At 69.7% G+C, this 24,283-nt stretch carries 29 protein-coding genes; 21 read left to right on the top strand and 8 right to left on the bottom strand.

Annotation, left to right across the window (positions count from 1 at the left end; translation table 11 throughout):
* Positions 1-84 precede the first annotated feature (84 nt).
* The 8 genes from ABKA17_RS33235 to ABKA17_RS33200 all read left to right on the top strand — a co-directional run bounded on the left by ABKA17_RS33235 (position 85) and on the right by ABKA17_RS33200 (position 6,662).
* Positions 85-828 carry a helix-turn-helix transcriptional regulator gene (locus ABKA17_RS33235; protein WP_353696030.1) on the top strand — a complete coding sequence of 248 codons (744 nt, stop codon included), beginning with the start codon at positions 85-87 and terminating at the stop codon, positions 826-828.
* Positions 825-2,249, top strand: coding sequence for a Fe-S cluster assembly protein SufB (gene sufB / locus ABKA17_RS33230; RefSeq protein ID WP_353696029.1), 1,425 nt, complete (start codon positions 825-827; stop codon positions 2,247-2,249). Before ABKA17_RS33235 ends, sufB begins: the two co-directional genes overlap by 4 nt.
* 62 nt (positions 2,250-2,311) lie before the next feature.
* Positions 2,312-3,493, top strand: coding sequence for a Fe-S cluster assembly protein SufD (gene sufD, locus ABKA17_RS33225; RefSeq protein WP_353696028.1), 1,182 nt, complete (start codon positions 2,312-2,314; stop codon positions 3,491-3,493).
* Positions 3,493-3,810: a non-heme iron oxygenase ferredoxin subunit gene (locus ABKA17_RS33220; protein ID WP_353696027.1), complete on the top strand. Its 318-nt coding sequence runs from the start codon at positions 3,493-3,495 to the stop codon at positions 3,808-3,810. Before sufD ends, ABKA17_RS33220 begins: the two co-directional genes overlap by 1 nt.
* Positions 3,811-3,817: 7 nt before the next feature.
* Entirely contained in the window at positions 3,818-4,582 is a 765-nt protein-coding gene (gene sufC / locus ABKA17_RS33215; RefSeq protein WP_353696026.1) for a Fe-S cluster assembly ATPase SufC, read from the top strand.
* Positions 4,579-5,835, top strand: a complete 1,257-nt coding sequence (locus ABKA17_RS33210; protein WP_353696025.1) for a cysteine desulfurase — start codon at positions 4,579-4,581, stop codon at positions 5,833-5,835. Before sufC ends, ABKA17_RS33210 begins: the two co-directional genes overlap by 4 nt.
* 18 nt (positions 5,836-5,853) lie before the next feature.
* Positions 5,854-6,333 carry a Fe-S cluster assembly sulfur transfer protein SufU gene (sufU, locus tag ABKA17_RS33205; RefSeq protein ID WP_353696024.1) on the top strand — a complete coding sequence of 160 codons (480 nt, stop codon included), beginning with the start codon at positions 5,854-5,856 and terminating at the stop codon, positions 6,331-6,333.
* Positions 6,330-6,662: a metal-sulfur cluster assembly factor gene (locus tag ABKA17_RS33200; protein WP_020130530.1), complete on the top strand. Its 333-nt coding sequence runs from the start codon at positions 6,330-6,332 to the stop codon at positions 6,660-6,662. The genes sufU and ABKA17_RS33200 overlap by 4 nt, the downstream gene beginning before the upstream one ends.
* 51 nt (positions 6,663-6,713) lie before the next feature.
* Here ABKA17_RS33200 and ABKA17_RS33195 read toward each other — a convergent pair whose 3' ends face one another.
* Positions 6,714-7,529, bottom strand: a complete 816-nt coding sequence (locus tag ABKA17_RS33195) for an AbfB domain-containing protein (protein WP_353696023.1) — start codon at positions 7,527-7,529, stop codon at positions 6,714-6,716.
* A gap of 258 nt (positions 7,530-7,787) precedes the next feature.
* Here ABKA17_RS33195 and ABKA17_RS33190 point away from each other — a divergent pair, with 258 nt between their 5' ends.
* The 3 genes from ABKA17_RS33190 to dapD all read left to right on the top strand — a co-directional run bounded on the left by ABKA17_RS33190 (position 7,788) and on the right by dapD (position 9,773).
* Positions 7,788-8,108: a DMT family transporter gene (locus ABKA17_RS33190; RefSeq protein ID WP_353696022.1), complete on the top strand. Its 321-nt coding sequence runs from the start codon at positions 7,788-7,790 to the stop codon at positions 8,106-8,108.
* On the top strand, positions 8,108-8,659 hold the full coding sequence (locus tag ABKA17_RS33185) for a TetR/AcrR family transcriptional regulator (RefSeq protein WP_353696021.1): 552 nt from the start codon (positions 8,108-8,110) through the stop codon (positions 8,657-8,659). Before ABKA17_RS33190 ends, ABKA17_RS33185 begins: the two co-directional genes overlap by 1 nt.
* Positions 8,660-8,783: 124 nt before the next feature.
* Positions 8,784-9,773, top strand: coding sequence for a 2,3,4,5-tetrahydropyridine-2,6-dicarboxylate N-succinyltransferase (gene dapD / locus ABKA17_RS33180; RefSeq protein ID WP_353696020.1), 990 nt, complete (start codon positions 8,784-8,786; stop codon positions 9,771-9,773).
* A gap of 77 nt (positions 9,774-9,850) precedes the next feature.
* Here the strand turns inward: dapD and ABKA17_RS33175 are convergent, their stop codons facing one another.
* Complete coding sequence (locus ABKA17_RS33175) at positions 9,851-10,354, bottom strand: HAD domain-containing protein (protein WP_353696019.1); 504 nt, start codon at positions 10,352-10,354, stop codon at positions 9,851-9,853.
* 138 nt (positions 10,355-10,492) lie between these two features.
* Between ABKA17_RS33175 and ABKA17_RS33170 the strand changes: the two genes are divergently transcribed.
* Both ABKA17_RS33170 and ABKA17_RS33165 read left to right on the top strand, forming a co-directional pair.
* Positions 10,493-11,041, top strand: a complete 549-nt coding sequence (locus ABKA17_RS33170; RefSeq protein ID WP_353696018.1) for a SigE family RNA polymerase sigma factor — start codon at positions 10,493-10,495, stop codon at positions 11,039-11,041.
* Complete coding sequence (locus ABKA17_RS33165) at positions 11,038-12,258, top strand: YncE family protein (RefSeq protein ID WP_353696017.1); 1,221 nt, start codon at positions 11,038-11,040, stop codon at positions 12,256-12,258. Before ABKA17_RS33170 ends, ABKA17_RS33165 begins: the two co-directional genes overlap by 4 nt.
* Position 12,259: 1 nt before the next feature.
* On the opposite strand, the gene dapA is transcribed toward ABKA17_RS33165, so the two are convergent.
* Positions 12,260-13,156, bottom strand: a complete 897-nt coding sequence (gene dapA, locus ABKA17_RS33160; protein WP_353696016.1) for a 4-hydroxy-tetrahydrodipicolinate synthase — start codon at positions 13,154-13,156, stop codon at positions 12,260-12,262.
* A gap of 165 nt (positions 13,157-13,321) precedes the next feature.
* Between dapA and ABKA17_RS33155 the strand changes: the two genes are divergently transcribed.
* Genes ABKA17_RS33155 through ABKA17_RS33140 form a run of 4 tightly spaced genes read left to right on the top strand, consistent with a single transcriptional unit; the run spans position 13,322 to position 15,156 of the window.
* A complete protein-coding gene (locus tag ABKA17_RS33155) occupies positions 13,322-13,456 on the top strand; it encodes a hypothetical protein (protein ID WP_353696015.1) in 135 nt (44 codons plus the stop codon).
* Positions 13,453-14,151 (top strand): hypothetical protein, encoded by a 699-nt coding sequence (locus ABKA17_RS33150; protein WP_353696014.1) that lies wholly within the window; start codon positions 13,453-13,455, stop codon positions 14,149-14,151. Before ABKA17_RS33155 ends, ABKA17_RS33150 begins: the two co-directional genes overlap by 4 nt.
* Positions 14,152-14,203: 52 nt before the next feature.
* A complete protein-coding gene (locus ABKA17_RS33145) occupies positions 14,204-14,611 on the top strand; it encodes a phage holin family protein (protein ID WP_353696013.1) in 408 nt (135 codons plus the stop codon).
* A complete protein-coding gene (locus tag ABKA17_RS33140) occupies positions 14,608-15,156 on the top strand; it encodes a DUF3618 domain-containing protein (protein ID WP_353696012.1) in 549 nt (182 codons plus the stop codon). The genes ABKA17_RS33145 and ABKA17_RS33140 overlap by 4 nt, the downstream gene beginning before the upstream one ends.
* 65 nt (positions 15,157-15,221) lie before the next feature.
* Here the strand turns inward: ABKA17_RS33140 and ABKA17_RS33135 are convergent, their stop codons facing one another.
* Positions 15,222-16,259: a YihY/virulence factor BrkB family protein gene (locus tag ABKA17_RS33135; protein WP_353696011.1), complete on the bottom strand. Its 1,038-nt coding sequence runs from the start codon at positions 16,257-16,259 to the stop codon at positions 15,222-15,224.
* Between the two features lie 112 nt (positions 16,260-16,371).
* Here ABKA17_RS33135 and ABKA17_RS33130 point away from each other — a divergent pair, with 112 nt between their 5' ends.
* From ABKA17_RS33130 to ABKA17_RS33120, 3 genes are all read left to right on the top strand, one after another.
* Positions 16,372-17,052, top strand: a complete 681-nt coding sequence (locus ABKA17_RS33130; RefSeq protein ID WP_353696010.1) for an antibiotic biosynthesis monooxygenase — start codon at positions 16,372-16,374, stop codon at positions 17,050-17,052.
* 87 nt (positions 17,053-17,139) lie between these two features.
* Positions 17,140-17,766 carry an ArsR/SmtB family transcription factor gene (locus tag ABKA17_RS33125; RefSeq protein WP_353696009.1) on the top strand — a complete coding sequence of 209 codons (627 nt, stop codon included), beginning with the start codon at positions 17,140-17,142 and terminating at the stop codon, positions 17,764-17,766.
* Positions 17,767-17,769: 3 nt separating this feature from the next.
* Positions 17,770-18,507, top strand: a complete 738-nt coding sequence (locus ABKA17_RS33120) for an SRPBCC family protein (RefSeq protein WP_353696008.1) — start codon at positions 17,770-17,772, stop codon at positions 18,505-18,507.
* 11 nt (positions 18,508-18,518) lie between these two features.
* On the opposite strand, the gene ABKA17_RS33115 is transcribed toward ABKA17_RS33120, so the two are convergent.
* Complete coding sequence (locus ABKA17_RS33115; RefSeq protein ID WP_353696007.1) at positions 18,519-20,348, bottom strand: DUF8508 domain-containing protein; 1,830 nt, start codon at positions 20,346-20,348, stop codon at positions 18,519-18,521.
* Positions 20,349-20,666: 318 nt separating this feature from the next.
* On the opposite strand from ABKA17_RS33115, the gene ABKA17_RS33110 reads away from it, so the two are divergent.
* Positions 20,667-22,094 (top strand): hypothetical protein, encoded by a 1,428-nt coding sequence (locus tag ABKA17_RS33110; protein WP_353696006.1) that lies wholly within the window; start codon positions 20,667-20,669, stop codon positions 22,092-22,094.
* A 75-nt stretch (positions 22,095-22,169) separates the two neighbouring features.
* Here the strand turns inward: ABKA17_RS33110 and ABKA17_RS33105 are convergent, their stop codons facing one another.
* From ABKA17_RS33105 to ABKA17_RS33095, 3 genes are read right to left on the bottom strand one after another with little or no spacing between them, the layout of a single operon-like run.
* Positions 22,170-22,619 carry a hypothetical protein gene (locus ABKA17_RS33105; RefSeq protein WP_353696005.1) on the bottom strand — a complete coding sequence of 150 codons (450 nt, stop codon included), beginning with the start codon at positions 22,617-22,619 and terminating at the stop codon, positions 22,170-22,172.
* Between the two features lie 34 nt (positions 22,620-22,653).
* Positions 22,654-23,784, bottom strand: coding sequence for a chymotrypsin family serine protease (locus ABKA17_RS33100; protein ID WP_353696004.1), 1,131 nt, complete (start codon positions 23,782-23,784; stop codon positions 22,654-22,656).
* 57 nt (positions 23,785-23,841) lie between these two features.
* Complete coding sequence (locus ABKA17_RS33095) at positions 23,842-24,075, bottom strand: hypothetical protein (RefSeq protein WP_353696003.1); 234 nt, start codon at positions 24,073-24,075, stop codon at positions 23,842-23,844.
* Positions 24,076-24,283 lie beyond the last annotated feature (208 nt).

The raw sequence follows: 24,283 nt of genomic DNA, 5'->3' as shown, positions 1-24,283 counted from the left end.
AGCTTTACCTAAGTGATGCACCGCACCGCCCTCGGAGCCGGACGCGGCTTGCCCGGCCCTGAGGAATTACGCAACAATGGCGTTGTGAAAAACGTCGGCGAGGTTCGGGAGACCCCCACGGGGGCCCCTCACGAGGAGCTCGCGACCGGTGAGCGGTCCACCCGCAACCGCGTCGCGCGATCCATCCTGGACCACGGGCCGTCGACCGTCGCCGAGCTGGCCGGCCGACTGGGCCTGACCCAGGCCGCCGTCCGCAGGCATCTCGACGCCCTGGTCGTCGACGACGTCGTGGAGGCACGCGAGCAGAAGGTCTACGGCGCCCGCACGCGCGGTCGCCCCGCCAAGGTCTTCGCGCTCACCGACTGCGGCCGCGACGCCTTCGACCAGTCCTACGACAAGCTCGCCGCGGACGCCCTCAACTTCATCCGGGAGCGGTTCGGCGGGGACGAGGCAGTCGTCGCCTTCGCGCGCGCCAGGATCGCCGAGCAGGCGACCGCCTACCGGCGCGCCATCGAGTCCGCCGCCCCCGAAGAGCGCACCGAAGCCCTGGCCAAGGCCCTGAGCGCGGACGGGTACGCTGCTACGGCGCGCAGCGCACCGGTCGGCGAGCAGCTGTGCCAGCACCACTGCCCCGTCGCCCACGTCGCGGAAAAGTTCCCCCAGCTCTGCGAGGCGGAGACAGAGATCTTCTCCCAGCTGCTCGGAACGCACGTCCAGCGACTGGCGACCATCGCGCACGGTGACGGCGTCTGCACGACGTTCATCCCAAAGATTTCCCACACCACACATAACGCATCTGCAAGCACGGCCGGGAGGAACCCCGCATGACTCTCCCCATCGAGGAGACTGCCCACCCCGAGCTCGAGGGCCTGGGTAAGTACGAATACGGCTGGGCGGACTCCGACACGGCCGGTGCTTCCGCGCGACGCGGCATCAACGAGGACGTCGTCAGGGACATCTCCGCGAAGAAGTCCGAGCCGGAGTGGATGACCAAGCTCCGTCTCAAGGGCCTGCGTCTGTTCGACAAGAAGCCCATGCCGAACTGGGGCTCAGACCTCTCGGGCATCGACTTCGACAACATCAAGTACTTCGTGCGCTCCACGGAGAAGCAGGCGGAGTCCTGGGAGGACCTGCCCGAGGACATCAAGAACACGTACGACAAGCTCGGCATCCCCGAGGCGGAGAAGCAGCGCCTCGTCGCGGGCGTCGCGGCCCAGTACGAGTCCGAGGTCGTCTACCACCAGATCCGCGAGGACCTGGAGGAGCAGGGCGTCATCTTCCTCGACACCGACACCGCTCTCAAGGAGCACCCGGAGCTCTTCAAGGAGTACTTCGGCACCGTCATCCCGGTCGGCGACAACAAGTTCGCGTCGCTGAACACCGCGGTGTGGTCCGGCGGTTCCTTCATCTACGTGCCGAAGGGCGTGCACGTCGAGATCCCGCTCCAGGCCTACTTCCGGATCAACACCGAGAACATGGGCCAGTTCGAGCGGACGCTGATCATCGTCGACGAGGACGCCTACGTCCACTACGTCGAGGGCTGTACGGCGCCGATCTACAAGTCGGACTCCCTGCACTCCGCGGTCGTCGAGATCATCGTGAAGAAGGGCGCCCGCTGCCGTTACACGACCATCCAGAACTGGTCGAACAACGTCTACAACCTGGTCACCAAGCGCGCCGTGGCGTACGAGGGCGCGACCATGGAGTGGATCGACGGCAACATCGGCTCCAAGGTCACCATGAAGTACCCGGCCGTCTACCTGATGGGCGAGCACGCCAAGGGCGAGACCCTCTCCATCGCCTTCGCGGGCGAGGGCCAGCACCAGGACGCCGGCTCCAAGATGGTCCACATGGCGCCGAACACCTCCTCCAACATCGTCTCCAAGTCGGTGGCGCGCGGTGGCGGTCGTACGTCCTACCGCGGTCTCGTCGAGATCGGCGAGGGCGCCGCCGGATCCAAGTCGAACGTGCTGTGCGACGCGCTGCTCGTCGACACCATCTCCCGCTCCGACACGTACCCCTACGTGGACGTCCGCGAGGACGACGTGTCCATGGGCCACGAGGCGACCGTCTCCAAGGTCTCCGAGGACCAGCTCTTCTACCTGATGAGCCGCGGTCTCTCCGAGTTCGAGGCGATGGCCATGATCGTGCGCGGCTTCGTCGAGCCCATCGCGAAGGAGCTGCCCATGGAGTACGCCCTCGAGCTCAACCGGCTGATCGAGCTGCAGATGGAAGGCGCGGTCGGTTAAGACCCGGTCTTCTGTACAGCAGCTAGCGAAATCTGACGTAGGAAGAGAGCAGACCGACAGCCATGGCTGAGGCTCAGAACATCCCGGTGGGGTCCACCACCGCCGGCTCGATCGCGGTGGCCGCCGAGTCGACCGTCGCCACGCGCATGAGCGCGCCCCCGTCCTTCGACGTGGCGGACTTCCCGGTCCCGCACGGTCGCGAGGAGGAGTGGCGGTTCACCCCGCTGGAGCGCCTGCGCGGGCTGCACGACGGCACCGCCGTCGCCACCGGCGAGGGCCTGAAGGTCGACGTCGAGGCGCCCGAGGGCGTCACGGTCGAGACCGTCGACCGCGGCGACGCGCGCCTGGGCAAGGCGGGCACCCCGGTGGACCGCATCGCCGCCCAGGCCTACTCGGCGTTCGAGAAGGCCGGCGTGATCACCGTCCCCAAGGAGACGGTCCTCACCGAGCCGATCCGGATCGCCGTGCACGGCGAGGGCGGCACCGCCTTCGCCCACCAGGTCATCGAACTGGGTGCCTTCGCCGAGGCCGTCGTCGTCATCGACCACACCGGTGACGCCGTACTCGCGGCCAACGTCGACTACGTCCTCGGTGACGGCGCCAAGCTGACCGTCGTCTCCGTCCAGGACTGGGACGACAAGGCCGTGCACGTGGCCCAGCACAACGCGCTCATCGGCCGCGACGCCTCCTTCAAGTCGGTCGTCGTGACCTTCGGCGGCGACGTCGTTCGCCTCCACCCGCGCGTGTCCTACGCCGGCACCGGCGGCGAGGCCGAGCTGTTCGGGCTGTACTTCACGGACGCCGGCCAGCACCAGGAGCACCGCCTCCTGGTCGACCACAACGTCCCGCACTGCAAGTCCAACGTCGTCTACAAGGGCGCGCTGCAGGGCGAGGGCGCCCACGCGGTGTGGATCGGCGACGTGCTCATCGAGGCCAAGGCCGAGGGCACGGACACCTACGAGATGAACCGCAACCTCGTCCTCACGGACGGCGCCCGGGTCGACTCGGTGCCGAACCTGGAGATCGAGACCGGCGAGATCGTGGGCGCCGGACACGCCTCCGCGACCGGCCGCTTCGACGACGAGCAGCTCTTCTACCTGATGGCCCGCGGCATCCCCGCCGACGAGGCCCGTCGCCTGGTCGTCCGCGGCTTCTTCGCCGAGCTGGTCCAGCAGATCGGTGTCGACGACATCGAGGCGCGGCTCCTCGAGAAGATCGAGGCCGAGCTGGAGGCCACCGTCTGATGGCCTACGTACGCGCCTGTGGGCTGAGCGAGCTGGAGGAGGACACCCCCAAGCGGGTGGAACTCGACGGCACGCCGGTCTCGGTCGTCCGTACCGAGGGGGAGGTGTTCGCGATCCACGACATCTGCTCGCACGCGAACGTCTCGCTCTCCGAGGGCGAGGTGGAGGACTGTCAGATCGAGTGCTGGCTGCACGGCTCCGCGTTCGACCTCCGCACCGGCAAGCCGTCCGGCCTTCCCGCGACGCGCCCCGTCCCCGTATACCCCGTAAAGATCGAAGGGGACGACGTGCTCGTCTCCCTCACCCAGGAGTCCTGAGGCACCCATGGCAACGCTTGAAATCCGAGACCTGCACGTCACCGTCGAGGCCGACAACGCCACGAAGGAGATCCTCAAGGGCGTCGACCTCACCGTGAAGCAGGGCGAGACGCACGCCATCATGGGCCCCAACGGCTCCGGCAAGTCGACCCTCGCCTACTCGCTCGCGGGTCACCCGAAGTACACGATCACCGGCGGCACCGTCACCCTCGACGGTGAGGACGTCCTGGAGATGTCCGTCGACGAGCGCGCCCGCGCGGGCCTGTTCCTGGCGATGCAGTACCCGGTCGAGGTCCCCGGCGTCTCGGTCTCCAACTTCCTGCGCACCTCCGCCACCGCGATCCGCGGCGAGGCCCCCAAGCTCCGCCTGTGGGTCAAGGAGGTCAAGGAGGCCATGGCGCGCCTCAACATGGACCCCTCCTTCGCCGAGCGCAACGTCAACGAGGGCTTCTCCGGCGGTGAGAAGAAGCGCCACGAGATCCTCCAGCTCGAACTGCTCAAGCCGAAGGTCGCGATCCTCGACGAGACGGACTCCGGTCTGGACGTCGACGCCCTTCGCATCGTCTCCGAGGGCGTCAACCGCGTCCGCGAGACCGGCGAGGTCGGCACCCTGCTGATCACGCACTACACGCGCATCCTGCGCTACATCAAGCCCGACCACGTGCACGTGTTCGCGAACGGCCGGATCGCCGAGTCCGGCGGCGCCGAACTCGCCGACCAGCTCGAGGCCGAGGGCTACGACAAGTACGTGAAGGGTGGCGCATCCGCGTGACACAGCTGCCGGGCCTCCTCGACGTCGAGGCGATCCGTAAGGACTTCCCCATCCTGGACCGCCAGGTCCACGACGGTCAGAAGCTCGTGTACCTGGACAACGCGGCGACCTCGCAGAAGCCGCGCCAGGTGCTGGACGCCCTGAGCGAGTACTACGAGCGCTACAACGCCAACGTCCACCGCGGTGTGCATGTGCTCGCCGAGGAGGCCACGGCGCTGTACGAGGGCGCGCGCGACAAGGTCGCCGCGTTCATCAACGCGCCGAGCCGCGACGAGGTGATCTTCACCAAGAACGCCTCCGAGTCGCTCAACCTCGTGGCGAACATGCTGGGCTGGGCCGACGAGCCCTACCGCGTGGACTCCGAGACCGAGATCGTCATCACGGAGATGGAGCACCACTCCAACATCGTGCCGTGGCAGCTGCTCTCGCAGCGCACGGGCGCGAAGCTGAAGTGGTTCGGGCTGACCGACGACGGCCGCCTCGACCTCTCCAACATCGACGAGATCATCACGGAGAAGACGAAGATCGTCTCCTTCGTGCTGGTGTCGAACATCCTCGGCACCGTCAACCCGGTCGAGGCGATAGTGCGCCGCGCCCAGGAGGTCGGTGCGCTGGTCTGCATCGACGCCTCGCAGGCCGCGCCGCACATGCCGCTCGACGTGCAGTCCCTCCAGGCCGACTTCGTGGCCTTCACCGGCCACAAGATGTGCGGTCCGACCGGCATCGGCGTGCTGTGGGGCCGTCAGGAGCTGCTCGAGGACCTGCCCCCGTTCCTGGGCGGCGGCGAGATGATCGAGACGGTGTCGATGCACTCGTCGACCTACGCTCCCGCCCCGCACAAGTTCGAGGCGGGCACGCCCCCGATCGCGCAGGCGGTCGGTCTGGGCGCGGCGATCGACTACCTGACCTCGATCGGCATGGACAAGATCCTCGCCCATGAGCACGCGATCACCGAGTACGCGGTGAAGCGGCTCGGCGAGGTCCCGGACCTGAGGATCATCGGCCCGGCCACGGCCGAGGACCGGGGCGCGGCGATCTCCTTCACGCTCGGCGACATCCACCCGCACGACGTGGGCCAGGTCCTGGACGAGCAGGGCATCGCGGTCCGCGTGGGCCACCACTGCGCCCGACCGGTCTGCCTGCGGTACGGAATTCCTGCGACCACGCGAGCGTCGTTCTATCTGTACTCCACGCCGGCCGAGATCGACGCTCTGGTCGACGGGCTGGAGCACGTACGGAACTTCTTCGGCTGAAGGGCGTGAGCTGAGACCGTGAAGCTGGATTCGATGTACCAGGAAGTCATCCTGGACCACTACAAGCACCCGCACGGGCGCGGTCTTCGGGATGGCGACGCCGAGGTGCACCACGTCAACCCGACGTGCGGCGACGAGATCACGCTGCGCGTGAAGTATGCCTTCAGCGACGGCACTGCGCAGATCGCGGACATCTCGTACGAGGGTCAGGGCTGCTCGATCAGCCAGGCCTCCGCCTCCGTGCTGAACGACCTCCTTGTCGGCAAGGATCTCGCCGATGCGCGGAAGATCCAGGAGACCTTCCTGGAGCTGATGCAGTCCAAGGGCAAGATCGAGCCCGACGACGCCATGGAGGAGGTGCTGGAGGACGCGGTCGCGTTCGCCGGTGTCTCCAAGTACCCGGCCCGGGTCAAGTGCGCTCTCCTCAGCTGGATGGCGTGGAAGGACGCGACGGCCCAGGCCCTGGGCGGGGCCGACGCCGAAAGGAAGACGGCATGAGCGAGACCCTTGAGATGAAGCCGGCCTCGGAGGAAGAGGTCCGCGAGGCGCTGTACGACGTCGTCGACCCCGAGCTGGGCATCGACGTCGTCAACCTCGGCCTGATCTACGGCATCCACATCGACGACGCGAACATCGCGACGATCGACATGACCCTGACCTCGGCGGCCTGTCCGCTGACCGATGTCATCGAGGACCAGGCCAAGTCCGCCACCGACGGCCTCGTCAACGAGCTGCGCATCAACTGGGTCTGGATGCCGCCGTGGGGCCCGGACAAGATCACGGACGACGGCCGCGAGCAGCTGAGGGCGCTCGGGTTCAACGTCTGACCCACCCTGCCGAAGGGGCCGTGGCCGTGTGCCTCGGCCCCTTTCGCATGCTCAGGCCAGCCCGCCCACCAGTCGGAAGGACGAGTCCGCCAGATACTGGGAGCTGTACTCGAAGCGTTCGAGGCGGACGACGAAGTCCCTGTGGCGGAGGAAGTAGCCGGGGTAGTTGACGGACTCCAGCATGACCGCGCCGGAGGAGTTGGAGGAGGCGCGGGGGCAGAACGTGGCGTCCTGCTTGAAGAGGGTCGAGCCGTCGTTGCGGGCGGCTCGCAGGACGAAGTTGCTGTGGCGCAGGTACTTGCCGTCGTGGGTGGCGAAGGAGTAACAGGAGGCGTCCGCCAGGCCCTTGACCTGCTTGAACGTCGAGTCCTCGCGGGATTCCGAGCCGCGGACCGCATCCAGGCCCACGTAGTACTCGGTCACGTGCCAGTAGCGGTCGGGGTAGTTGACCGCGCGTATGGAGCGCCAGGTGGCCGCCGGCTTCGGGGCCGACGAACTCGGCTTCGAGGACGGTGACTTGGCGGGCGGTTCCGCGGCCGGCGTGGGACTGGAGCCTTGCTGGCGCGGGGCGGAGCTGGTGGCCTCGGCCGTGGTCAGTCCGGTCTTGCCCTTCGGGGGAGGAGTCTCGGTGGCGGTCGGTGTGGCGAAGCCGATCAGACCGCCCGGCGACGTCGTGTCCTCGAGGCCCGGCGCCGACAGGGTGTCAGGACCCTTGTCCGTCCAGGCGATCGCCCCGATACAGGCGATGATCGTGGCCACCGCAAGCGCGCCCGCGAGATAGAGCCGTCGGGTCCCGGGGGCCCGGGAGGTGTCGGGAGTCCACCCGTTCTCCCACGGCTGAGGAGGACGGTTCTGGGTGTCTGGCATGCGCGGTTCCTCCGGCGGAGCCCATGGGACAGGCCGCGGATGTGATGGGGGGTAGGTTGAACGGTGAAGCAGACGGCACAGTAGTGGACTCCGTGCACATCGAGCAGCCCCTTTGAGAGAGCGGTTTCCAGATCGTTTTCTCAACGAACCCCACATCGTTCTCACGATTCTCCCGGTCCCGCTTCATTTCCTGACGGCACACCGCGGCTTCCGCATCGTTGTGTACGGTCGTACACATTGTTATGTACACTCGTACGCATGGGATACGTGCTGCTCGCCGGAGCCATCGCCGCCGAAGTGGCCGCGACGACCGCCATGAAGTACAGCGAGGGCTTCAGCCGGCTGCTGCCGTCGCTGCTGACCGTTCTGGGCTACGTCGTCTCCTTCGCGCTGCTCGCGCAGACGCTCAAGTCGGTGTCGGTCGGCACGGCGTACGCGATCTGGGCCGGAGTCGGCACCGCGACCATCGCCACCATCGGGATGATCTTCCTCGGGGAGGGGATGACGGCCGCCAAGGCCGCCGGGATCGCGCTGATCATCGTCGGGGTGGTCGTGCTGAACCTGGGCGGTGCGCACTGATGGCCCGGCGCTACGACCCCGAGCGGCGGCAGCGGATCATCGACGCGGCGATCCGGGTCGTGGGCCGCCAGGGTCTCGCCGGGCTGAGCCATCGCAGCGTCGCCGCCGAGGCGGACGTGCCGCTCGGTTCGACGACGTACCACTTCAAGACCCTCGACGAGCTGATGGTCGCCGCGCTGCGGCAGGCGAACGAGGGCTTCGCCAAGGTGATCGCCTCGCGGGGCGGCCTGGAGGACCCGGACGCGGACCTGGCCGCCGAACTCGCGGGCGGGCTGGGGGAGTGGCTCGCGGGTGACCGTACCGGGGTGGAGCTGGAGTGCGAGCTCTATCTCGCCGCCCTGCGCCGCCCCGCGCTGCGGCCGGTCGCCGCGGAGTGGGCCGAGGACCTCGCCGAACGGCTGGCCCGCCGCACCGACCCGGTCACCGCGCGGGCGCTGGTGGCGCTGATGGACGGGATCTGTCTTCAGGTGCTGCTGACGGACGGGGTGTACGACGAGGAGTACGCGCGGGACGTGCTGGGGCGGGTCGTCGCCGGGCGGCCGGGTCGCTGACCGCGCCGGGTGCGGCCTCGGGGCTTCCCGTTCCCGCCGGTCCGGCCCGGCGCGGCGGTTCGGTCCCTGAGACGCCGTGGTGGCTGGTTGGCCTCTGTGGGCTCCGGGCGGTTAGGTTGCCCTCATGACCGACACGACTGCACCCAGCACCACCGGGGCGGTGGCCGCCGGCCTCGCCACGATCGCCGCCGACGGCACTGTTCTCGACACCTGGTTCCCCGCGCCCGAGCTGAAGGCGGAGGCCGGTCCGTCCGGTACCGAGCGGCTGTCCGCCGAGACGGCCGTGGAGCTGCTCGGCGAGGGTGCGGCCAAGGCGATCGGGCCGGACGCCCGCCGGGGCGTCGACGTGGTCGCGGTCCGTACGGTCATCTCCTCGCTCGACGCGAAGCCGCTCGACGCGCACGACGTCTACCTGCGCCTGCACCTCCTGTCGCACCGGCTCGTCAAGCCGCACGGGCAGAGCCTGGACGGCATGTTCGGCTTCCTCGCCAACGTCGCCTGGACCTCGCTCGGCCCCGTCGCCGTCGACGACGTCGAGAAGGTACGGCTCAACGCGCGGGCCGAGGGGCTGCACCTCCAGGTGACCTCGATCGACAAGTTCCCGCGGATGACGGACTACGTCGCCCCCAAGGGCGTCCGGATCGCCGACGCGGACCGTGTGCGGCTCGGCGCCCATCTTGCCGAGGGCACCACCGTCATGCACGAGGGCTTCGTCAACTTCAACGCGGGCACGCTCGGCACGTCGATGGTCGAGGGCCGTATCTCCGCCGGTGTCATCGTCGGCGACGGCTCCGACATCGGCGGCGGCGCCTCCACCATGGGCACCCTGTCCGGCGGCGGCAACGTCATCATCGCCATCGGCGAGCGCTGCCTCATCGGCGCCGAGGCGGGCGTCGGCATCGCACTCGGCGACGAGTGCGTCGTCGAGGCCGGGCTGTACGTCACCGCCGGTACCCGCGTCACCATGCCCGACGGGCAGATCGTCAAGGCCCGTGAGCTCTCCGGCGCCTCCAACATCCTCTTCCGCCGCAACTCGGTCACCGGCACGGTCGAGGCCCGCCCGAACAACGCGGTGTGGGGCGGGCTGAACGAGATCCTGCACAGCCACAACTGACCGTCACAACCGACTGTCACAACCGACGTACGGCATCACGGTGAGCGCCCTTCCGCCCAGTGCGGGAGGGCGCTCTCTCAGCTCCGCAGGGCCGTCGCGAACTCCGTCAGGGTCGTGAAGTCCGGTTCGCGCAGGCCGCGGCGCGGGTCGACGTGGTGGAGCAGGGCCGGTGCGGGGTGGTGAGTGGCGACGTACTCGTTGTCCGCCGGGCTCTGTTCGTCGTCCACCCAGGCGAACGGGCGGCCCTCGGCGTACGCCACGATCGCCTCCGTCTTCCAGTGGACCCCGTCGGGGCGGTGGGCGAACAGGGAGTCGCCGAAGTCGACGTAGGGGAGGGTGGGCAGGCCGACGACCGGGGCGATCCAGCGGTTGGCCGCGTCCATCCAGGTCGTCGCCCAGCACAGGTCGTAGGGCAGGGCGAGCAGGGCCGCGCCGTGGGACGGGTTGAGCCACACCCGTAGCGGGCGGCCCGGGTGCAGGGCGACCCTGATCGTCGTGTAACCGCCGGGGCGGCGCTCCGGCTGCGCCGCGTACGGGTTCAGCGGACCGTCGACGTCGAGGAAGAGCAGAGGGCGGCTCACCGGATCACCGTACGGCAGCGGTATGAACGGCTCGGGCGATTTTCTTCGCCGGGCAGGCATAGCGGCTCCTCGTCGCACGCGTCACAAGGGGTACAGGGGGCGGACACCAGGTCCGACCCGGGGGAAGAGAAGGTGACGATGGATGCCGAAGCGCAGGACAGCTTCCGGGAGTTCGTGGAGCACCGGTCGTCCGCGCTGCTGAAGACGGCCGTGCTGCTCAGCGGCGGAGACCGGCACACCGCCGAGGATCTGCTCCAGAACGCGCTGATCAAGGCGGCCGGCCGCTGGCACCGCATCGACGAACCCGAGGCGTACGTACGGCGGATCCTCTACCGGCAGCAGATCAGCCGCTGGCGGCTGAAGTGGCCCAGACGCGAGCTGAGTGTCGCCGAGCCGCCGGAGGACCGTACCGGCGGCGACGACTCCTCGGCCGCCGAGGTGCGCCTGGTGATGCGCGGCGCGCTCGCGCGGCTCACCGCCCGGCAGCGCACCGTGCTGGTGCTGCGCTATTTCGAGGATCTGCCGGAGGCTGACGTGGCCCGCATCCTGGGCTGCTCGGTCGGCACCGTACGGTCCACCACCCATCGCTCGCTCGCCCGACTGCGCACCCTCGCCCCCGAACTGGCCGCCCTGAACACTCCGAGCCGGCCGTCCCGTGACTTCGCACCCGTGGAGGTACGTCCGTGAACGTCGAGGAGCTCGTACGTGACTCCCTGCGCGACCTGGCCGGTGAACAGCCGCCGCCGGGACCGGGGTTCGCCGACCGGGTGCTGGCCGTGCGCCGGCGCCGGCGGGCCCGCACCTGGGCGTCCGTCGCGGCGGCCACCGCGGCCGTGGTCGCCGTCTCGGTGGCGGTCCCGCAACTGGTCTCCGGCGGGGACGACGTACGCCCGAGCGGGACCACGGGCCGCCAGGACGGGTCGTTGCCGCAGCGGACGATCTCGGTGGGGAACACGCTGCTCGCCGCCTACTACACCACCGACACCCGGACGAGGGTCAAGGACGGGTGGATCGCCAATCGGACATACCGGCTCCTTGATCCCAAGACCGGGCGGTACAAGAAGGACGCCCGATGGTCCTACGTCGCCGTCGCACCGGGCGCGAAGACCGCCGCCGTCCTCGAACGCACCCTGCCCGCCCACCGGATCGGGCTGCTCGACCTCACGACGGGGAAGGTCAGGCAGTGGATCCCGCTCAGTGTGGGAGTCGGCGGGCTCTCCTTCTCCCACGACGGGACCAAGCTGGTCGCCACGACGTACGACGAGCACCCCGACTTGCGGGTCATGGTCAAGAACGGCGACAGCGGCGTGGACCCGGCGCTGATGGAAGGCGACACGTCCCGGACCGGATACCTCGTCTGGGACCTGGTGAACGGCGGCGGAGCCTGGTGGCAGGTCAAGAACGGCCGTCATGTCCCGAGCCGCGCGGACTTCGCCTTCACCGACGACGACAAGGCGCTGTACGTGCGGATCGTCGGCGGCAAGGACGGCATGGAGGAGTTCTACGACCTCTCCGGCAAGAAGATCACCGCGCCCGCGAAGGAGAAGAACCTGCGCTGGGACGTCCCGGCCCGGCTCTCCCCGAACGGTGAGCTGGCCGCCCTCGGTCTGACCAAAGAGGTCAACATGGGCAAGAAGCTCCCCGGCAAGTCCTACTCCTCGATCCAGAACCCCCTCACCGGCAAGGAGATCACCAAGGTCCGCGGCGCCCATCTGCTCGCCTGGGTCGACGACAAGCGCCTCATCGCCTGGGAACGCACCACACCTCTCAAGAACGCCGGCTACAAGGACCACCTCGTCCTCGTCACGATCGGCAGCGACAAGGTCGTACCGCTGAGCGGCGAGCGCGATCCGGACGATGGTCCCCAGCGTCTGGCCTGGGAGCCGGTGTTCGTGCAGCGTTGATTCAGCGAAGCTCTTCGTACGCCGCGAGCAGCCCGTCGACCGTCGGCCGGTCGGCGGGCAGCAGTGGTGCGCGGACCGGGCCGCCGGGCAGGCCCAGTTCGTTGAGGAGGGCCTTTACGGTGACCGTGCCGGGCAGGCCTGCCGACATCGTCAACTCGATGAGGGGGGTGGCGCGTTGCTGGAGTCGGGCCGCCTTCGCCGTGTCGCCCGCGTCGAACGCGTCGAGGACCGAGCGCAGTTGGGCCGGGACGAGGTTCGCGACGGTGCTCACATATCCCGCGCCGCCCACCGCGTACAGGGCGAGGTTGTGCTCGTCGCAGCCCGCGTAGTACGCCAACTCCGTGCGGGAGATGACCTTCTGGGCGGCGAGGAAGTCGTAGGAGCAGTCCTTGACCGCGACGATCCTCGGGTGCTCGGCGAGGCGGATCATCGTGTCGGGCTCGATGCGGGTGCCGGTGCGGCCCGGGATGTCGTAGAGGGTGATCGGCAGGCCGACGGAGTCCGCGATCTGGCGGAAGTGCGCCTCCAACGCGTCCTGCGGAGGCCTGCTGTAGTAGGGGCTGACCACCAACAGGCCGTCCGCGCCCGCCTTTTCGGCCTCCAGGGCGAGTTCGACGGTGTGCCGGGTGTCGAAGGTGCCGACGCCGGTCACGATCGACGCCCGGCCGCCCACCGCGTCCCGCACCGCCCGTACCAGGTCCGCCTTCTCGGCGTCCGTCGTCGTCGGTGACTCGCCCGTCGTACCGGACAGCACCAGCCCGTCACAGCCCTCCGACACCAGCCGCGCCGCGAGCCGCTGGGCACCGTCGAGGTCCAGGGCGCCGGCCTCGGTGAAGGGCGTGATCATGGCGCAGAGGGCGCGGCCGAAGGGCGGGGGCGAGGAGTCGCGGAACGTCATGGGGGTAGTCTCGGCGAGAGCATAGTGAAGCTCCACTTAAATTTTCTACGTGGTACTGGTAAGCAGTGCTGAGGGGACGTCCGGAGTCAGGCCCTATGTCCAGATCGGGCGTCCATGGGTCACCATGGACAGGACGGACATCGACCCCTGGTCATGGGAGGCGTCATGAAGCTCGGCAAGGCACTCGCCACCGGAGTCGCGGAAGAGCGGCCGCAGGTCCACGAGGAAGAGCCCGAACTCCGGCTTCCCGAAGAGATCGAGGAGCTGAAGGCGCCCGAAGAGGTGCCGGCCGCCCGATGAGGCTGCGGCTTCCGGAGGAACGCCCGACGGAGCCGCCGACCGGATACAAGATCGCCCACCCGGTGCTGTCCCACGACGGCACCCGGGCCGGGTTCACCGGTGTGTCGCTGGGCGGCGCGCTGCCGTACGGAGTCCTGGCCGACGCGTCCTGTGTCTACGGTCTGCGGCACCAGGCACCGCACCGCCGCTGCGACTGCGGCTTCCACTGCGTGCACGAACGCTCGACGGCCGAGGCGCTGCTGTGCACGGCCGAGCATCGCGCGGCCGTCCTGCTGGAGGTCTCGGTACTGGGCCGCTACCTCCGCTTCGAGCTCGGCTTCCGCTACGCCCGGCAGCGGATCCGGGTGGCCACCGTCGGCCCCTGCGCCTGCGGCACGGTGGCCTCCGCGCTGGCCGACGCCGGCTGGGGCCGCCCCGGCTGGCGCGCGCTCGCGCCCTCCTGCGCGGGCTGTCTGCGTGGTCGTACGTCCGTCTCGCTCGCCTCCTTCGCACGGCTGGCGGGGGAGAGCCTGCGGGTGGTGGCGGCCGGCGGGGTGACGGGCAGCGGGGTGGCCGTGGCGGAACTCGGGGCGGACGGGCTAGGTGTGCCCGAACTCGCCGCGGAGGCCGCCCTGTTGCAGGCGCGGCTGGACTGGTTCCAGAGCCAGCTGGCGAGGTTGGGGGAGGGCGGGTCCGGCAGGGGAACGCAGGGGTAGTGGGGGCCGGGCCGGGTACCCGGGTGTTCCGAACCGAGAGGAGGCGGACACCGTGACCGGGACCACGGCCCCCGATCAACATCATTCGGTCGGCGAACTCGTCGGCCAGGCCACTGAACAGCTCTCCCAGCTGGTACGACAGGAAGTGGCCCTCGCCAAGGAGGAACTGGCGGAGAAGGGCCGGCGCGCGGGCCGCGGCGGCGGGCTGCTCGGCGCCGCGGGCGCGTTCGCCTACGCGGGCCTGCTCGCGCTGGCCGGTACGGCGACCGCCGCGCTCTCGCTGGTGCTGCCCGTCTGGGCCGCGGCGCTCATCGTGACGGCGGTGCTGTTCGTGATCGCGGCCGTGCTGGCCGCCCGCGGCCGCGCCCAGTTGCGCCGCGCCGCACCCCCCACGCCCGAGGAGACCCTCGGCAGCGTCAGGGCCGACGTGGAGGAGATCAAGGAAAGGGCGCACCGATGACCGACAGGACCGAAGCGCAGGGCGCCGACGCCGGCCGGGCGGTCGGCGCCAAGGGGCCCGAGGAGCTGCGGCGCCAGATCGAGCAGACCCGCAGCCAACTCGGCGACACAGTGGAGGAGTTGGCAGGGAAGATGGATGTCAAGGGTCGCGCCCGGGCCCGGGCGGCCGATCTCAGGGGCAAGGCGGGCGCGATGACCGTACAGCTGCGCAGCACCGCTGCGCAGGCCGGTCACACCGTGCACGACAAGGCGACGCAGGCCGGTCACACCGTGCACGACAAGGCCGCGCAGGCAGGTCACAAGGTCCACGACACGGCGACGCACGCGGGTCACCGTGTCCACGACCGGACCCTGCGGACGGGGCACGCCGCCCAGGACAAGGCGTCCGGCACGGGACACTCGCTGCGGCGCGGGGTCGAGCACGGCTTGCCCTGGCCCGCCCGGCCGGTCGTCCAGGCGGCGGTACGGCATCCGAGGCCGGCGCTCGTCATCGGCGCGGCGCTGGCCACCGTCGTCGTGGTGTCGTGGCGGTACCCCAAGAGGTAGCGGCCGACAGCAGATGACGGCTCGGGGCGGTACCCGGAGGCACAGGTACCGCCCCCAGGCACGTCCTACCGGTCACCGCCGCCGCGCCTCGCCCGCAGGGCGGCCGGCCACTTCCGGGTGTCCCGCGGCTCCACATAGGGCTCGTCCGCCGGCTCGTGCTCACCCGAGGTGATGGCTCGCTCCCGGGCCAGTTCCGCGTCGAACTCCAGGCCGAGCAGGATCGCCAGGTTGGAGAGCCACAGCCAGATCAGGAAGACGATGGCGCCGGCGAGAGTGCCGTAGGTCTTGTTGTAGGACCCGAAGTTGGCGGCGTAGAGGGCGAAGCCGGCGGAGGCGGCCAGCCAGATCAGGGTGGCGAGGCAGCTGCCGGGGGAGATCCAGCGGAAGCCGCGGCCGCGGACGTTGGGGGCGGCCCAGTACAGGAGCCCGATCATCAGGATCACGAGGATCAGCAGGACGGGCCATTTGGCGATGCCCCACAGGGTGATCGCCGCGTCGCCCAGACCGATCGCCGTTCCGGCTCGCTCCGCCAGCGGGCCGGTGAACACCACGATCAACGCGCTCGCGGCCAGCATCAGCATCAACGCCACCGTCAGCACCAGACGCAGCGGCGTCAGTTTCCACACCGGGCGGCCCTCCGGAAGGTCGTACACCGCGTTGGACGTACGGATGAACGCGGCGACATAACCGGACGCGGACCACAGAGCGGCCAGCAGGCCGATGATCGCCAGCACGCTGCCCGTACCGCCCGTGTCGCTGAGCTGCACGACCGCGTCCCGCAGGATGTCCCGTGCCGGGCCCGGGGCCAGGTCGCCGATGTTGTCGAGGATCTTGTCCGTGGCGCTCTGGCCCACGACCCCCAGCAGGGACACCAGTACCAGCAGCGCGGGGAACAGGGACAGCACGCCGTAGTACGTCAACGCGGCGGCGCGGTCGGTGAGTTCGTCGTCCATGAACTCCGTCGCTGTGCGCCGCAGCACCGCCCGCCAGGAACGCGCGGGCAACTCGGAGGGGCTGTCCGGCTCGTTCTCGTTCTCGGCCTCGTCCGGGTCGACCCGCTCGTCCGCCGCGCTCCGCGCGTCCCGCGCGCCCTTGTCGTCCATGAGCAGGCGAGTCTCCCGAAAACCCGCCGCGAACCGCGGGCTTGACCTGAATCTTGGTTGAGGTTGGAGGGTGGTGCATGCACCCATCGGCGAGCGAACAGAGGAGTCCGCCATGACCCGCCGTACCGACGGCCACCCCGACCTGACCGACCCGCGCACCGGCGCCCCCTTCTTCAGCACCTGGCGGGTGGGGACGCCCGAGCGGCAGGCGCGGGCCGTCGAGGCCATCGCCCGGACCTGGGAGAGCCGCCCCTGGGGGAGCGCGGAGCTGCTCGGGTACCACGTCTACGCCGGGCATGACGGTACGACGCTGATGCATCACTCCCAGTGGCGCACCGAGCAGGGCTACGAGGCCTTCTTCAAGACCCGGCGCCAGGAGCGCAACGACGAGATCGACACCGCCGTCCCCGACATCGAGCGGGTCCGGCTGGACCGCTACCGGCTCCATCGCAGCCTTGCCCGTGCCGCCGGTGACACCCGGGTGCCCGGGCTGGTCGTGACCGTCCGGATCGACTTCGAGCCGGACGCGGGCGAGAAGCGGGCCGACTGGGTGGACCTCGTCCTGGACGCCCTCGCCGGACCGGACGCCGACCCCGGCCTCATCTCCGCGCACTTCCATCTCAGCACCGACGGCACCCATGTCCTCAACTACGCCGAGTGGGAGAGCGACCAGGCCTATGACCTGGCCATCGGTGGCCAGGAGTCGCCGCAGTGGGAGCGGGTGCGGACGTATCCCGGGGTTCAGGGCTTCACCGGCAGCCGGTACCGGCACGTGCTCGGGCTCGTTCCCTGACCTGCCCTGATCTCCCCGACCGGCAGATCCTCACCCGACAATTTCACTCGCCTGGACAAAAAAAGTTTTCGGTGAGACGGTGGTCGCATGCTGGACGTGACCGTGATCGAGGACCCCGAGGCCGCCGCCGTCTCCCTGGACCCCATAAGGGCCCGCCTGCTCGCCGAGCTGGCGGCCGGACCCGCGTCGGCCGCCATGCTGGCCGGCAAGGTCGGGCTGCCCCGGCAGAAGGTGAACTACCACCTCAAGGCGCTGGAGCGGCACGGCCTGGTCGAGCTGGCCGGGGAGCGGCGCAAGGGGAACGTGACCGAGCGGCTGATGCGGGCGACCGCCGCGTCGTACGTCATCTCGCCCCTCGCGCTCGCCTCGGTGCAGCCGGACCCGGACCGGTTCCGGGACCAGCTCTCCGCACGCTGGCTGCTGGCGCTCGGCGCGCGGCTGGTGCGGGACGTCGGTCAGTTGATCACCGGGGCGGCGAAGGCCCGCAAGGGGCTTGCCACTTACGCGCTCGACGGTGAGGTGCGGTTCGCCTCGGCCGCCGAACGGGCCGCGTTCATCGAGGAGTTGACGGCAGGCGTCAGCGCGCTGATCCGCAAGTACGACGCGCCCGACGCCGAGGGCGGCCGGGATCACCGGATCGTGGTCGCCGTCCATCCCACGCTGAAGCAGACCGAGTCGCAGCAGACCGAACCGCAGCAGACCGAGTTGGAGTAGATCATGTCCAAAGAGTTCGAGATCGCCCGTGAGTTCGAGGTCGACGCCACCCCGCAGCAGGTGTGGGACGCCGTCACCACCGGCACCGACGGCTATCTGTGGCCCATGGAGCCGCCGGAGCCCAAGGTCGGCGGCAAGGGGCCGTTCGGGTCCACGGTCACCGCCTGGGATCCGCCGCACCGCTACACCAACCGCGTCGAGGACGTCGAGGGCATCTCCGAGCAGACCGTGAACCAGCTCGACTACACCGTCGAGCCGCGTGACGAGGGGCGCCGGGCCTGGGTGCGGTACGTGCACAGCGGGATCTTCGTCGACGACTGGGACAACCAGTACGACGGTGCCGCCAGGCACACCGACTTCTATCTGCACACCCTGCGGGAGTACCTGGCCCACTTCGCGCCCCGCCCCGCCGCCTTCGCGACCTTCGACGGACCTGAGGCGTCGAAGGCCGCGGACGCGCTGGAAGTCGTCGCGCGGGCGCTCGGGATCGGGGCGGGGGACACGGCCGTCGGGGCGCGGGTGAGGGTCACCGGGCCCGACGAGTTCGACGCCGTCCTCGACTTCCGCGACCCGTACTTCATCGGGCTGCGCACCGACCGGGGGCTCACCCGGATCTTCGGGCGCAACCACTGGGGCCACCCGGTCGGCGTCTCCCTGCACGACTTCACGCCGGGTGACGACATCAAGGAGTGCGAGGCCGCCTGGCAGGACTGGCTGAACGGGGTGTTCAACCAGTCCTGAGTCCAAGGGACTTACGGCTTGAAGCGCAGCACCTGCGGGTCGTGGTCGCTGATCTGGTCGTTGAACTCCGAGTTGACGTGCACGCTGTCGTACTCGAAGTCGCAGCCGCGCCGGATCGACGGGCTGACCAGGATCTGGTCCAGCACCTGGGCGTTGCCCTGGTAGACGTACGAGTAACGCTCGCTCTTCGGCAGCGACTTGATCGCCGACCAGAGGGCGCCGTCGCTCTCCAGGATCTTGGCCGTGTCGGAGAACTCGAAGTCGTTGATGTCGCCGAGGGCGATGACGTCCGCGTTCTTCTGAGTGGCCAGGATGTCCTTGACGAACCCGTTCACCGCGGTCGCCTGGAGGTGGCGCTGGGTCTCCGAGCTGCGCGGCACCGGCTGGATCGCCGAGGTCAGACCGTAGTCGCCGCCCTTGGAGTTGAAGTGGTTGGCGATCACGAAGACCGTACGGCCACGGAAGACGAACTCGCCGACCAGCGGCTTGCGGCTGTTCGCCCAGGCCGCGTCGGCCGGGTCGATACGGCCGGGGGAGACCGTGAGGGCCGCCTTGCCCTTCTCCTTCGTCACGCCGACCGCGGTCGTGGCGTCGCCGCCCGCGCGGTCGGTGAAGGAGACCCGCTCCGGGTTGAACAGGAACACCTGGCGGATGTTGCCGCCCGGCTCACCGCCGTCGGCCTTGTCGACAGGGTCGATCGAGCGCCAGTCGTACGTCGGGCCGCCGGCGGCCGCGATCGCGTCGATCAGCTTGCGCACCGTCTGGTCGGCGGCGACCGTACCGTCGTTCGTCGCGCCGTTGTTGTCCTGGATCTCCTCCAGGGACACGATGTCGGGCGACTTGAGGTTGTTCACGATCGCGGCGGCGTGCTCGGCGAAGGTGGCGTCGGACGGGTCGAGGTTCTCGACGTTGTACGTCGCGACCGCGAGCTCCCCGTTCTTCTGCTTCTCGGTCGTCTCCCGGGCCACGCCGGCGCTCTTGAGCGTGCCGATCGTGTTGGCGACCAGGGTGTAGCCGCCGAACTGGTTGAAGTCCAGCGGGCCGCTGGTGGCGCTCTCCAGGACGTCGCCGACGTTGGCCTTCGGGAAGGCGGAGGTCGCGCCCAGGGACTGGATCTGGAGCCGGCCGGTGTTCTGCGACTCGTAGGAGCCGTAGACCGTGCCGCCGCGGTGGTTGGCGTTCTCGCGCGGCTTCACCGTGACCCAGAGCTCGGTGAACGGGTCGGTGGCGCCCACCACGCGCGTGTCGGCGACCTGGACGTTCTCGCCCTCGAGGGACTCGTAGTAGTCCAGGGCGTACTTCTTCGGCTCCAGGGTCAGGCCGTTGATCGAGTTGCCCGCGGCGCTGTCGCCCGCCGGGGCGTACGCGGCCGGCACCGACCTGGCGGTGATGACCTTCGCGGCCGGGACCGCGTTGCCGCTGGAGACGACGGTGAACGTCGGCTTGGTGATCTCGGTGATCGACTGGTTGCCGGAGGAGGTGCCGCCCGGCACGAACTCCGAGACCGTGCCCGACACCGTCACCGCGTCGCCGACGGCGACGCCCTTCGGGGTGGAGCTGGTGAAGACGAAGACGCCCTCACTGGTGGCCGGGTCGGCGTCGGCGTTCGGGTCCTGGATCCAGAAGCCTCTGGAGGAGCCGTAGGTGCGGATGCCGGTGACGATTCCGGTCACATCCGTGACGGCCTTGCCCGCGTACGGGGATATGCGCGTGGTGCCCTGGATGTCATGGATGCGCACGGAGTCCGCGTGCGCGGGAGAGACCAGGACGATGGTGGACGCCGCGGAACAGGCGGCGGCGACGGTGAGCGCGGCGAGGCGCGCAGAGGACTTGCTCGGCAACGGAATCCCTCCGGGGACGTACATGAGCGCCGGGACGAGGGTGAAACGTGTGTGGAGCCGAACCGGTGGGGCGGTGCGACGCGCGTAGAAAATACAGTGAACAGATGTCCAGCAGATTTCTACGCGCGTAATCTCCTGCCTGGTCAGGCCACTTGTCAAGGTTTCGGCCATGTACGGGGCCCGGCGGGGAGATGAACCGGGCGGCATGGGTGGAAATCCGTCTAGGCTGAGCGGCTGAGTGGTCCGGCGGCTCGGTGGTCCAGTCGCCGAGTGGCCCCGCCGCTGAGTCGTACGACGCGTCTCTAGGAGAAACAGCCGATGTCAGACAGCTCGCCCCTGCCGCCGGTGCGGCTGCACCCCGAAGCGGAGCTGGCGCGCGACGCGCTGTCCACGCCGTTGCTCTCCCGGGCCGCCCGGCTCGCCCGCTGGGCCGGCCCCGACACCCGCGTCGACGCCGGTGGCGAGCTCGCCGAGGAGCAGCTGCCCGCCGCCGCCGAGCTGCTCGGCCTGACCGGGGACGACGCCGCCGCGTACGCGAGCGAGGCCTGGCGGGTCGCCGTCGACACCGGGCTCGTCGAGATCGCCGACGAGGACGAGGGCACCGTCGCCGCGGGCGAGGAGCTCGCCCTGCTCACCGGCGGTACCCCGCACGACGTGCTCGCCGTGTGGCAGACGGCGCTGGAGACGGTGCTCGCCGACGCGAGCGTGCCGGACCTGGACGACCTGGTCGGCGCCATGGACGAGGGTGGCGAGATCGACCTCTCCTCGATGGAATGGGACCCGGAGGCCGAGGCCGAGTTCCTCGACGGCGTGCTCGGCAACCTGTATCTGCTGACCGTCAACGAGGAGGGCCCCGGCGACGGACCCGTGCCGCTGCCCGCGCTCGCTGCCTCGATGATCGTCCCCAACGACATGGGGGAGCCCACCAACGACGTCCTGGAGCAGGTCTCCGACGCGATGATGCGCCTCGACGACCAGTTCCGGCTGCTCGAACCGGTCGGCCTCGTCGAGTACCAGCCCGTCGACGAGGCCCTCATGGCCGACGCCGACGAGGAGCCCGCCGCACCGGTCGACGACACCGACGTCTCCCGCTACGGCATGGTGCGGCTCACCCCGCTCGGGCTGTACGGGCTGCGGGCACGGCTGCTGGAGGCCGGCTTCGAGGCGCCCGCGGTCGGGGACCTCGCCGACAAGGGCGCCGACGCGCTGCTCGACGGCACGGCCCACTTCCCGCCCGCCGCCGCGCAGGCCGAGACCGAGCAGTGGCTGGCCCGGCGCGAACCCCTCGCTGCGGCACGGGAGTTGCTGGCCGCTGCCCGGGGCGGTGACGCGGGCGCTCCGCTGCGCCGGCTGCGCTGCCAGCAGGCGCTGTCGCTCGTCGGCGGCGCGGCCGAGCCCACCCTGCGGGAGGTGCTCGACGACCCGGAGCTCGGCGGCCTGGCCCGGGTCTGGCTGACCGAGCAGGGCGCCTCCGACGTACCGCCGCCGTCCGAGGCGATGATCTTCTGGCTGACCGTCGACACCCTCGCCGCGCAACTGGCGGCCGAGGGGAACTCCGACGAGCTGCGGGCACTGGTCGAGGGGCTGGCGCAGCAGCACAGCGGGTTCTTCGCGGCGGCCTGGCGGGTGGACCACCCGGCGACCGCCGATGTGCTGGAGGCGATGGGGCGGCTGCACCCCGACAAGAAGATCGCCAAGGAGGCCCGGAAGGCGGCCTTCAAGGCGCGCTCCCAGCAAGGGAGTTGATCTGGGAGTCGCGACCCACGGCAGGCGTGGGTCGCGACCTCAGACCGCGAACTGCGGCCGCGATCTTCGACGGGATCAGCAGTGGTAGACCGTCGTGTGCTTGAACGACGACGTCGCCCCGTTGAAGCCGTACGTCCCCCGGTACGCCGGCGGGTTCTGGAACTCGCCGACGATGGTGATCGTCCGCGCGCAGCGGCCGTCGTCGACCGGTCGTTTGGCGTCGATCCGGATCGTCTGGCCCATGAACCCGCCCGTGATGTCCCAGGGCGCGCCGCAGATGCCGGAGGTGATCTGGCCGCCGATGACGACGTACGGGTAGGTGTTGGGGTTGTACTTCACTTCCAGGGCGAAGGTGGCCGAGCCGTTGTGCAGTTCCAGCTTCGCGGTCGTGGCGAACGCCTCGGGCGACACGTCCTGCCGTGCGGCGAACGCCTCGTCCCAGGTCTTGACCGCCGCTCCCTGAGCGTTGTGGAACCGGTGCTCGGCGGCCGCCGCGCTCTTCGCCTTGCCTGTCTGTGTGGCCATGGGAACCTCTTCTCCCGGACGGTTCGACCGGCCGTCAGGCCAGCAGCTCGGCGATCTCGACGCCCAGCAGCCTGCGGACGTGTTCGAGGTGGTTGACGATCGTCGTCGTCGAGGAACCCGCGAACAGCAGGCCCAGTGCCACGTTGTCGAACGAGGTCACCAGGGAACCCGAGTCGCCGCCCGCCGACATGTTCGTGGTGACGATCTGGTCCCTGAAGCGGGCCACGCCGACAGTGGGGTAGTTGACGTCGATCGTCGCGTCGACCGCGATGATCCGGCCGAAGGTGATGTCGGTCGTCCGCCCGGTCTTCTTCACCTGGTCGCCGACCGCGACATTGGCCTTGCGTCGCCAGGCGCGCGGCACTCCGCTGAAGTACTGGTCCCGCGTGGCGTCCTGGAAGTTCACCGCTCCCAGCGCGGCGTCGACCAGGTTGTTGTGCTGGTCCAGCGGGATGCGTGGTGCGAAGTCGATCGGGATGAAGCGGCTCAGGGTCGCGATCCGGTCGGCGGGTGCCGTGCCGGAGTCGGCCGGCCCGGGCTGCACGATCACGCTGCCCAGCGGGGCCCGGTTGGAGTCGGCCAGGATGTGGTTGTTCGACAGGATGTGGAACCTTCCGGGCGTTCCCAGCCCCGGCCCCGGCGGGTCGAGCGTCGCGCCCGGCAGGAGGTCGTAGACCACGCTCCCGAGGGTGCCCGCGGTGACCTGCACATTGCCGATGGAGAAGCCCGAGGGGCAGGGCCGCATACGGCGGGTGAGCTGCTGGGACTCGACCGCGGACGGCCGTGTGAGCTCCTCCAGCAGGGAGGCGGACAGGCGCGTCGGCTGCTCCGCCACGCCGTTGTCGGGCTGGTACGCCACACCCGTGGCCGAGGGCTGCGCCATGACACTGCCGACGGCCACCACGTCGGTGGGTGTGCCGTCGTCCATCTCGGGCGGAATCGCGTCCCGTTCCCGCAGCATCGACTGGGGGACCTTCTGCGTCACGAACACCAACACGGCTTCCCTGCCGGTCGGTTGGCCTTCGCTCCACTTCACACCGTGGCCGAAGCCGACCACGTTCTCCAGCGGCTGCTCGCGCCGCAGGAAGTCCGACGACGCCTGCCTGCGTGAGCTGTCGCTCAGCTGCCCGCCGGTGGGTCCTCGCATCAGTTCGGGCTGGCTCACCACGGCCAGACCACCTTCTCTCTCCCCGGTCGGAGCGGTTCCGAGGCACGAGAGCGGCTACTCCTCCTGCGCTGAGACCTCGCCGATCGCGAGCACGCGCACGGGTATGCCCTCGAGTTCGTCCGGAACCACGTCCTCGTCCCTGAGCCGGTCCCGGGGCACCTTGCGGGTCACGAAGACGACGATGACGTCCGCGCCCGTGTGCTCGTCCTTACCGGTCCCGACCCCCGTCACATGGGGCAGGCTCATCAGCCGGCCCTCGTGGAGGCTGCGCGCACGAGGTGCGTCCACGTCGGCTCGCCCTCCCTGGATGCTTCAGGTAGTGGGGTGTCTAGGGCATGGGACACCGGCGGGTCAAGGTGCTCTGCCATAAATCATGGGCTTATGGGCACTTGGCGCTGGATGACCTTCTTTACGAAGATTCGTCCGACCAATTCCCCGGTGCGTGAAGGCCTTCGAGGTCCCTGCGGGCAAGGGCGTACGGATTCACGGAAGCGGG

This window comes from Streptomyces sp. RG80 (assembly GCF_040446465.1).
GTDB lineage: Bacteria > Actinomycetota > Actinomycetes > Streptomycetales > Streptomycetaceae > Streptomyces.
Note: the sequence above shows the minus strand (reverse complement) of the source record. Positions and strands in the feature narration are given on the sequence as shown.

Excerpts from the sequence above, each read along its gene's own strand:
- sufB (WP_353696029.1), top strand. The coding sequence starts at position 825 with ATGACTCTCCCCATCGAGGAGACTGCCCACCCCGAGCTCGAGGGCCTG.
- sufD (WP_353696028.1), top strand. The coding sequence starts at position 2,312 with ATGGCTGAGGCTCAGAACATCCCGGTGGGGTCCACCACCGCCGGCTCG.
- ABKA17_RS33220 (WP_353696027.1), top strand. The coding sequence starts at position 3,493 with ATGGCCTACGTACGCGCCTGTGGGCTGAGCGAGCTGGAGGAGGACACC.
- sufC (WP_353696026.1), top strand. The coding sequence starts at position 3,818 with ATGGCAACGCTTGAAATCCGAGACCTGCACGTCACCGTCGAGGCCGAC.
- ABKA17_RS33200 (WP_020130530.1), top strand. The coding sequence starts at position 6,330 with ATGAGCGAGACCCTTGAGATGAAGCCGGCCTCGGAGGAAGAGGTCCGC.
- ABKA17_RS33195 (WP_353696023.1), bottom strand. The coding sequence starts at position 7,529 with ATGCCAGACACCCAGAACCGTCCTCCTCAGCCGTGGGAGAACGGGTGG.
- ABKA17_RS33190 (WP_353696022.1), top strand. The coding sequence starts at position 7,788 with ATGGGATACGTGCTGCTCGCCGGAGCCATCGCCGCCGAAGTGGCCGCG.
- ABKA17_RS33185 (WP_353696021.1), top strand. The coding sequence starts at position 8,108 with ATGGCCCGGCGCTACGACCCCGAGCGGCGGCAGCGGATCATCGACGCG.
- dapD (WP_353696020.1), top strand. The coding sequence starts at position 8,784 with ATGACCGACACGACTGCACCCAGCACCACCGGGGCGGTGGCCGCCGGC.
- ABKA17_RS33170 (WP_353696018.1), top strand. The coding sequence starts at position 10,493 with ATGGATGCCGAAGCGCAGGACAGCTTCCGGGAGTTCGTGGAGCACCGG.
- dapA (WP_353696016.1), bottom strand. The coding sequence starts at position 13,156 with ATGACGTTCCGCGACTCCTCGCCCCCGCCCTTCGGCCGCGCCCTCTGC.
- ABKA17_RS33155 (WP_353696015.1), top strand. The coding sequence starts at position 13,322 with ATGAAGCTCGGCAAGGCACTCGCCACCGGAGTCGCGGAAGAGCGGCCG.
- ABKA17_RS33150 (WP_353696014.1), top strand. The coding sequence starts at position 13,453 with ATGAGGCTGCGGCTTCCGGAGGAACGCCCGACGGAGCCGCCGACCGGA.
- ABKA17_RS33140 (WP_353696012.1), top strand. The coding sequence starts at position 14,608 with ATGACCGACAGGACCGAAGCGCAGGGCGCCGACGCCGGCCGGGCGGTC.
- ABKA17_RS33135 (WP_353696011.1), bottom strand. The coding sequence starts at position 16,259 with ATGGACGACAAGGGCGCGCGGGACGCGCGGAGCGCGGCGGACGAGCGG.
- ABKA17_RS33130 (WP_353696010.1), top strand. The coding sequence starts at position 16,372 with ATGACCCGCCGTACCGACGGCCACCCCGACCTGACCGACCCGCGCACC.
- ABKA17_RS33125 (WP_353696009.1), top strand. The coding sequence starts at position 17,140 with ATGCTGGACGTGACCGTGATCGAGGACCCCGAGGCCGCCGCCGTCTCC.
- ABKA17_RS33120 (WP_353696008.1), top strand. The coding sequence starts at position 17,770 with ATGTCCAAAGAGTTCGAGATCGCCCGTGAGTTCGAGGTCGACGCCACC.
- ABKA17_RS33110 (WP_353696006.1), top strand. The coding sequence starts at position 20,667 with ATGTCAGACAGCTCGCCCCTGCCGCCGGTGCGGCTGCACCCCGAAGCG.
- ABKA17_RS33105 (WP_353696005.1), bottom strand. The coding sequence starts at position 22,619 with ATGGCCACACAGACAGGCAAGGCGAAGAGCGCGGCGGCCGCCGAGCAC.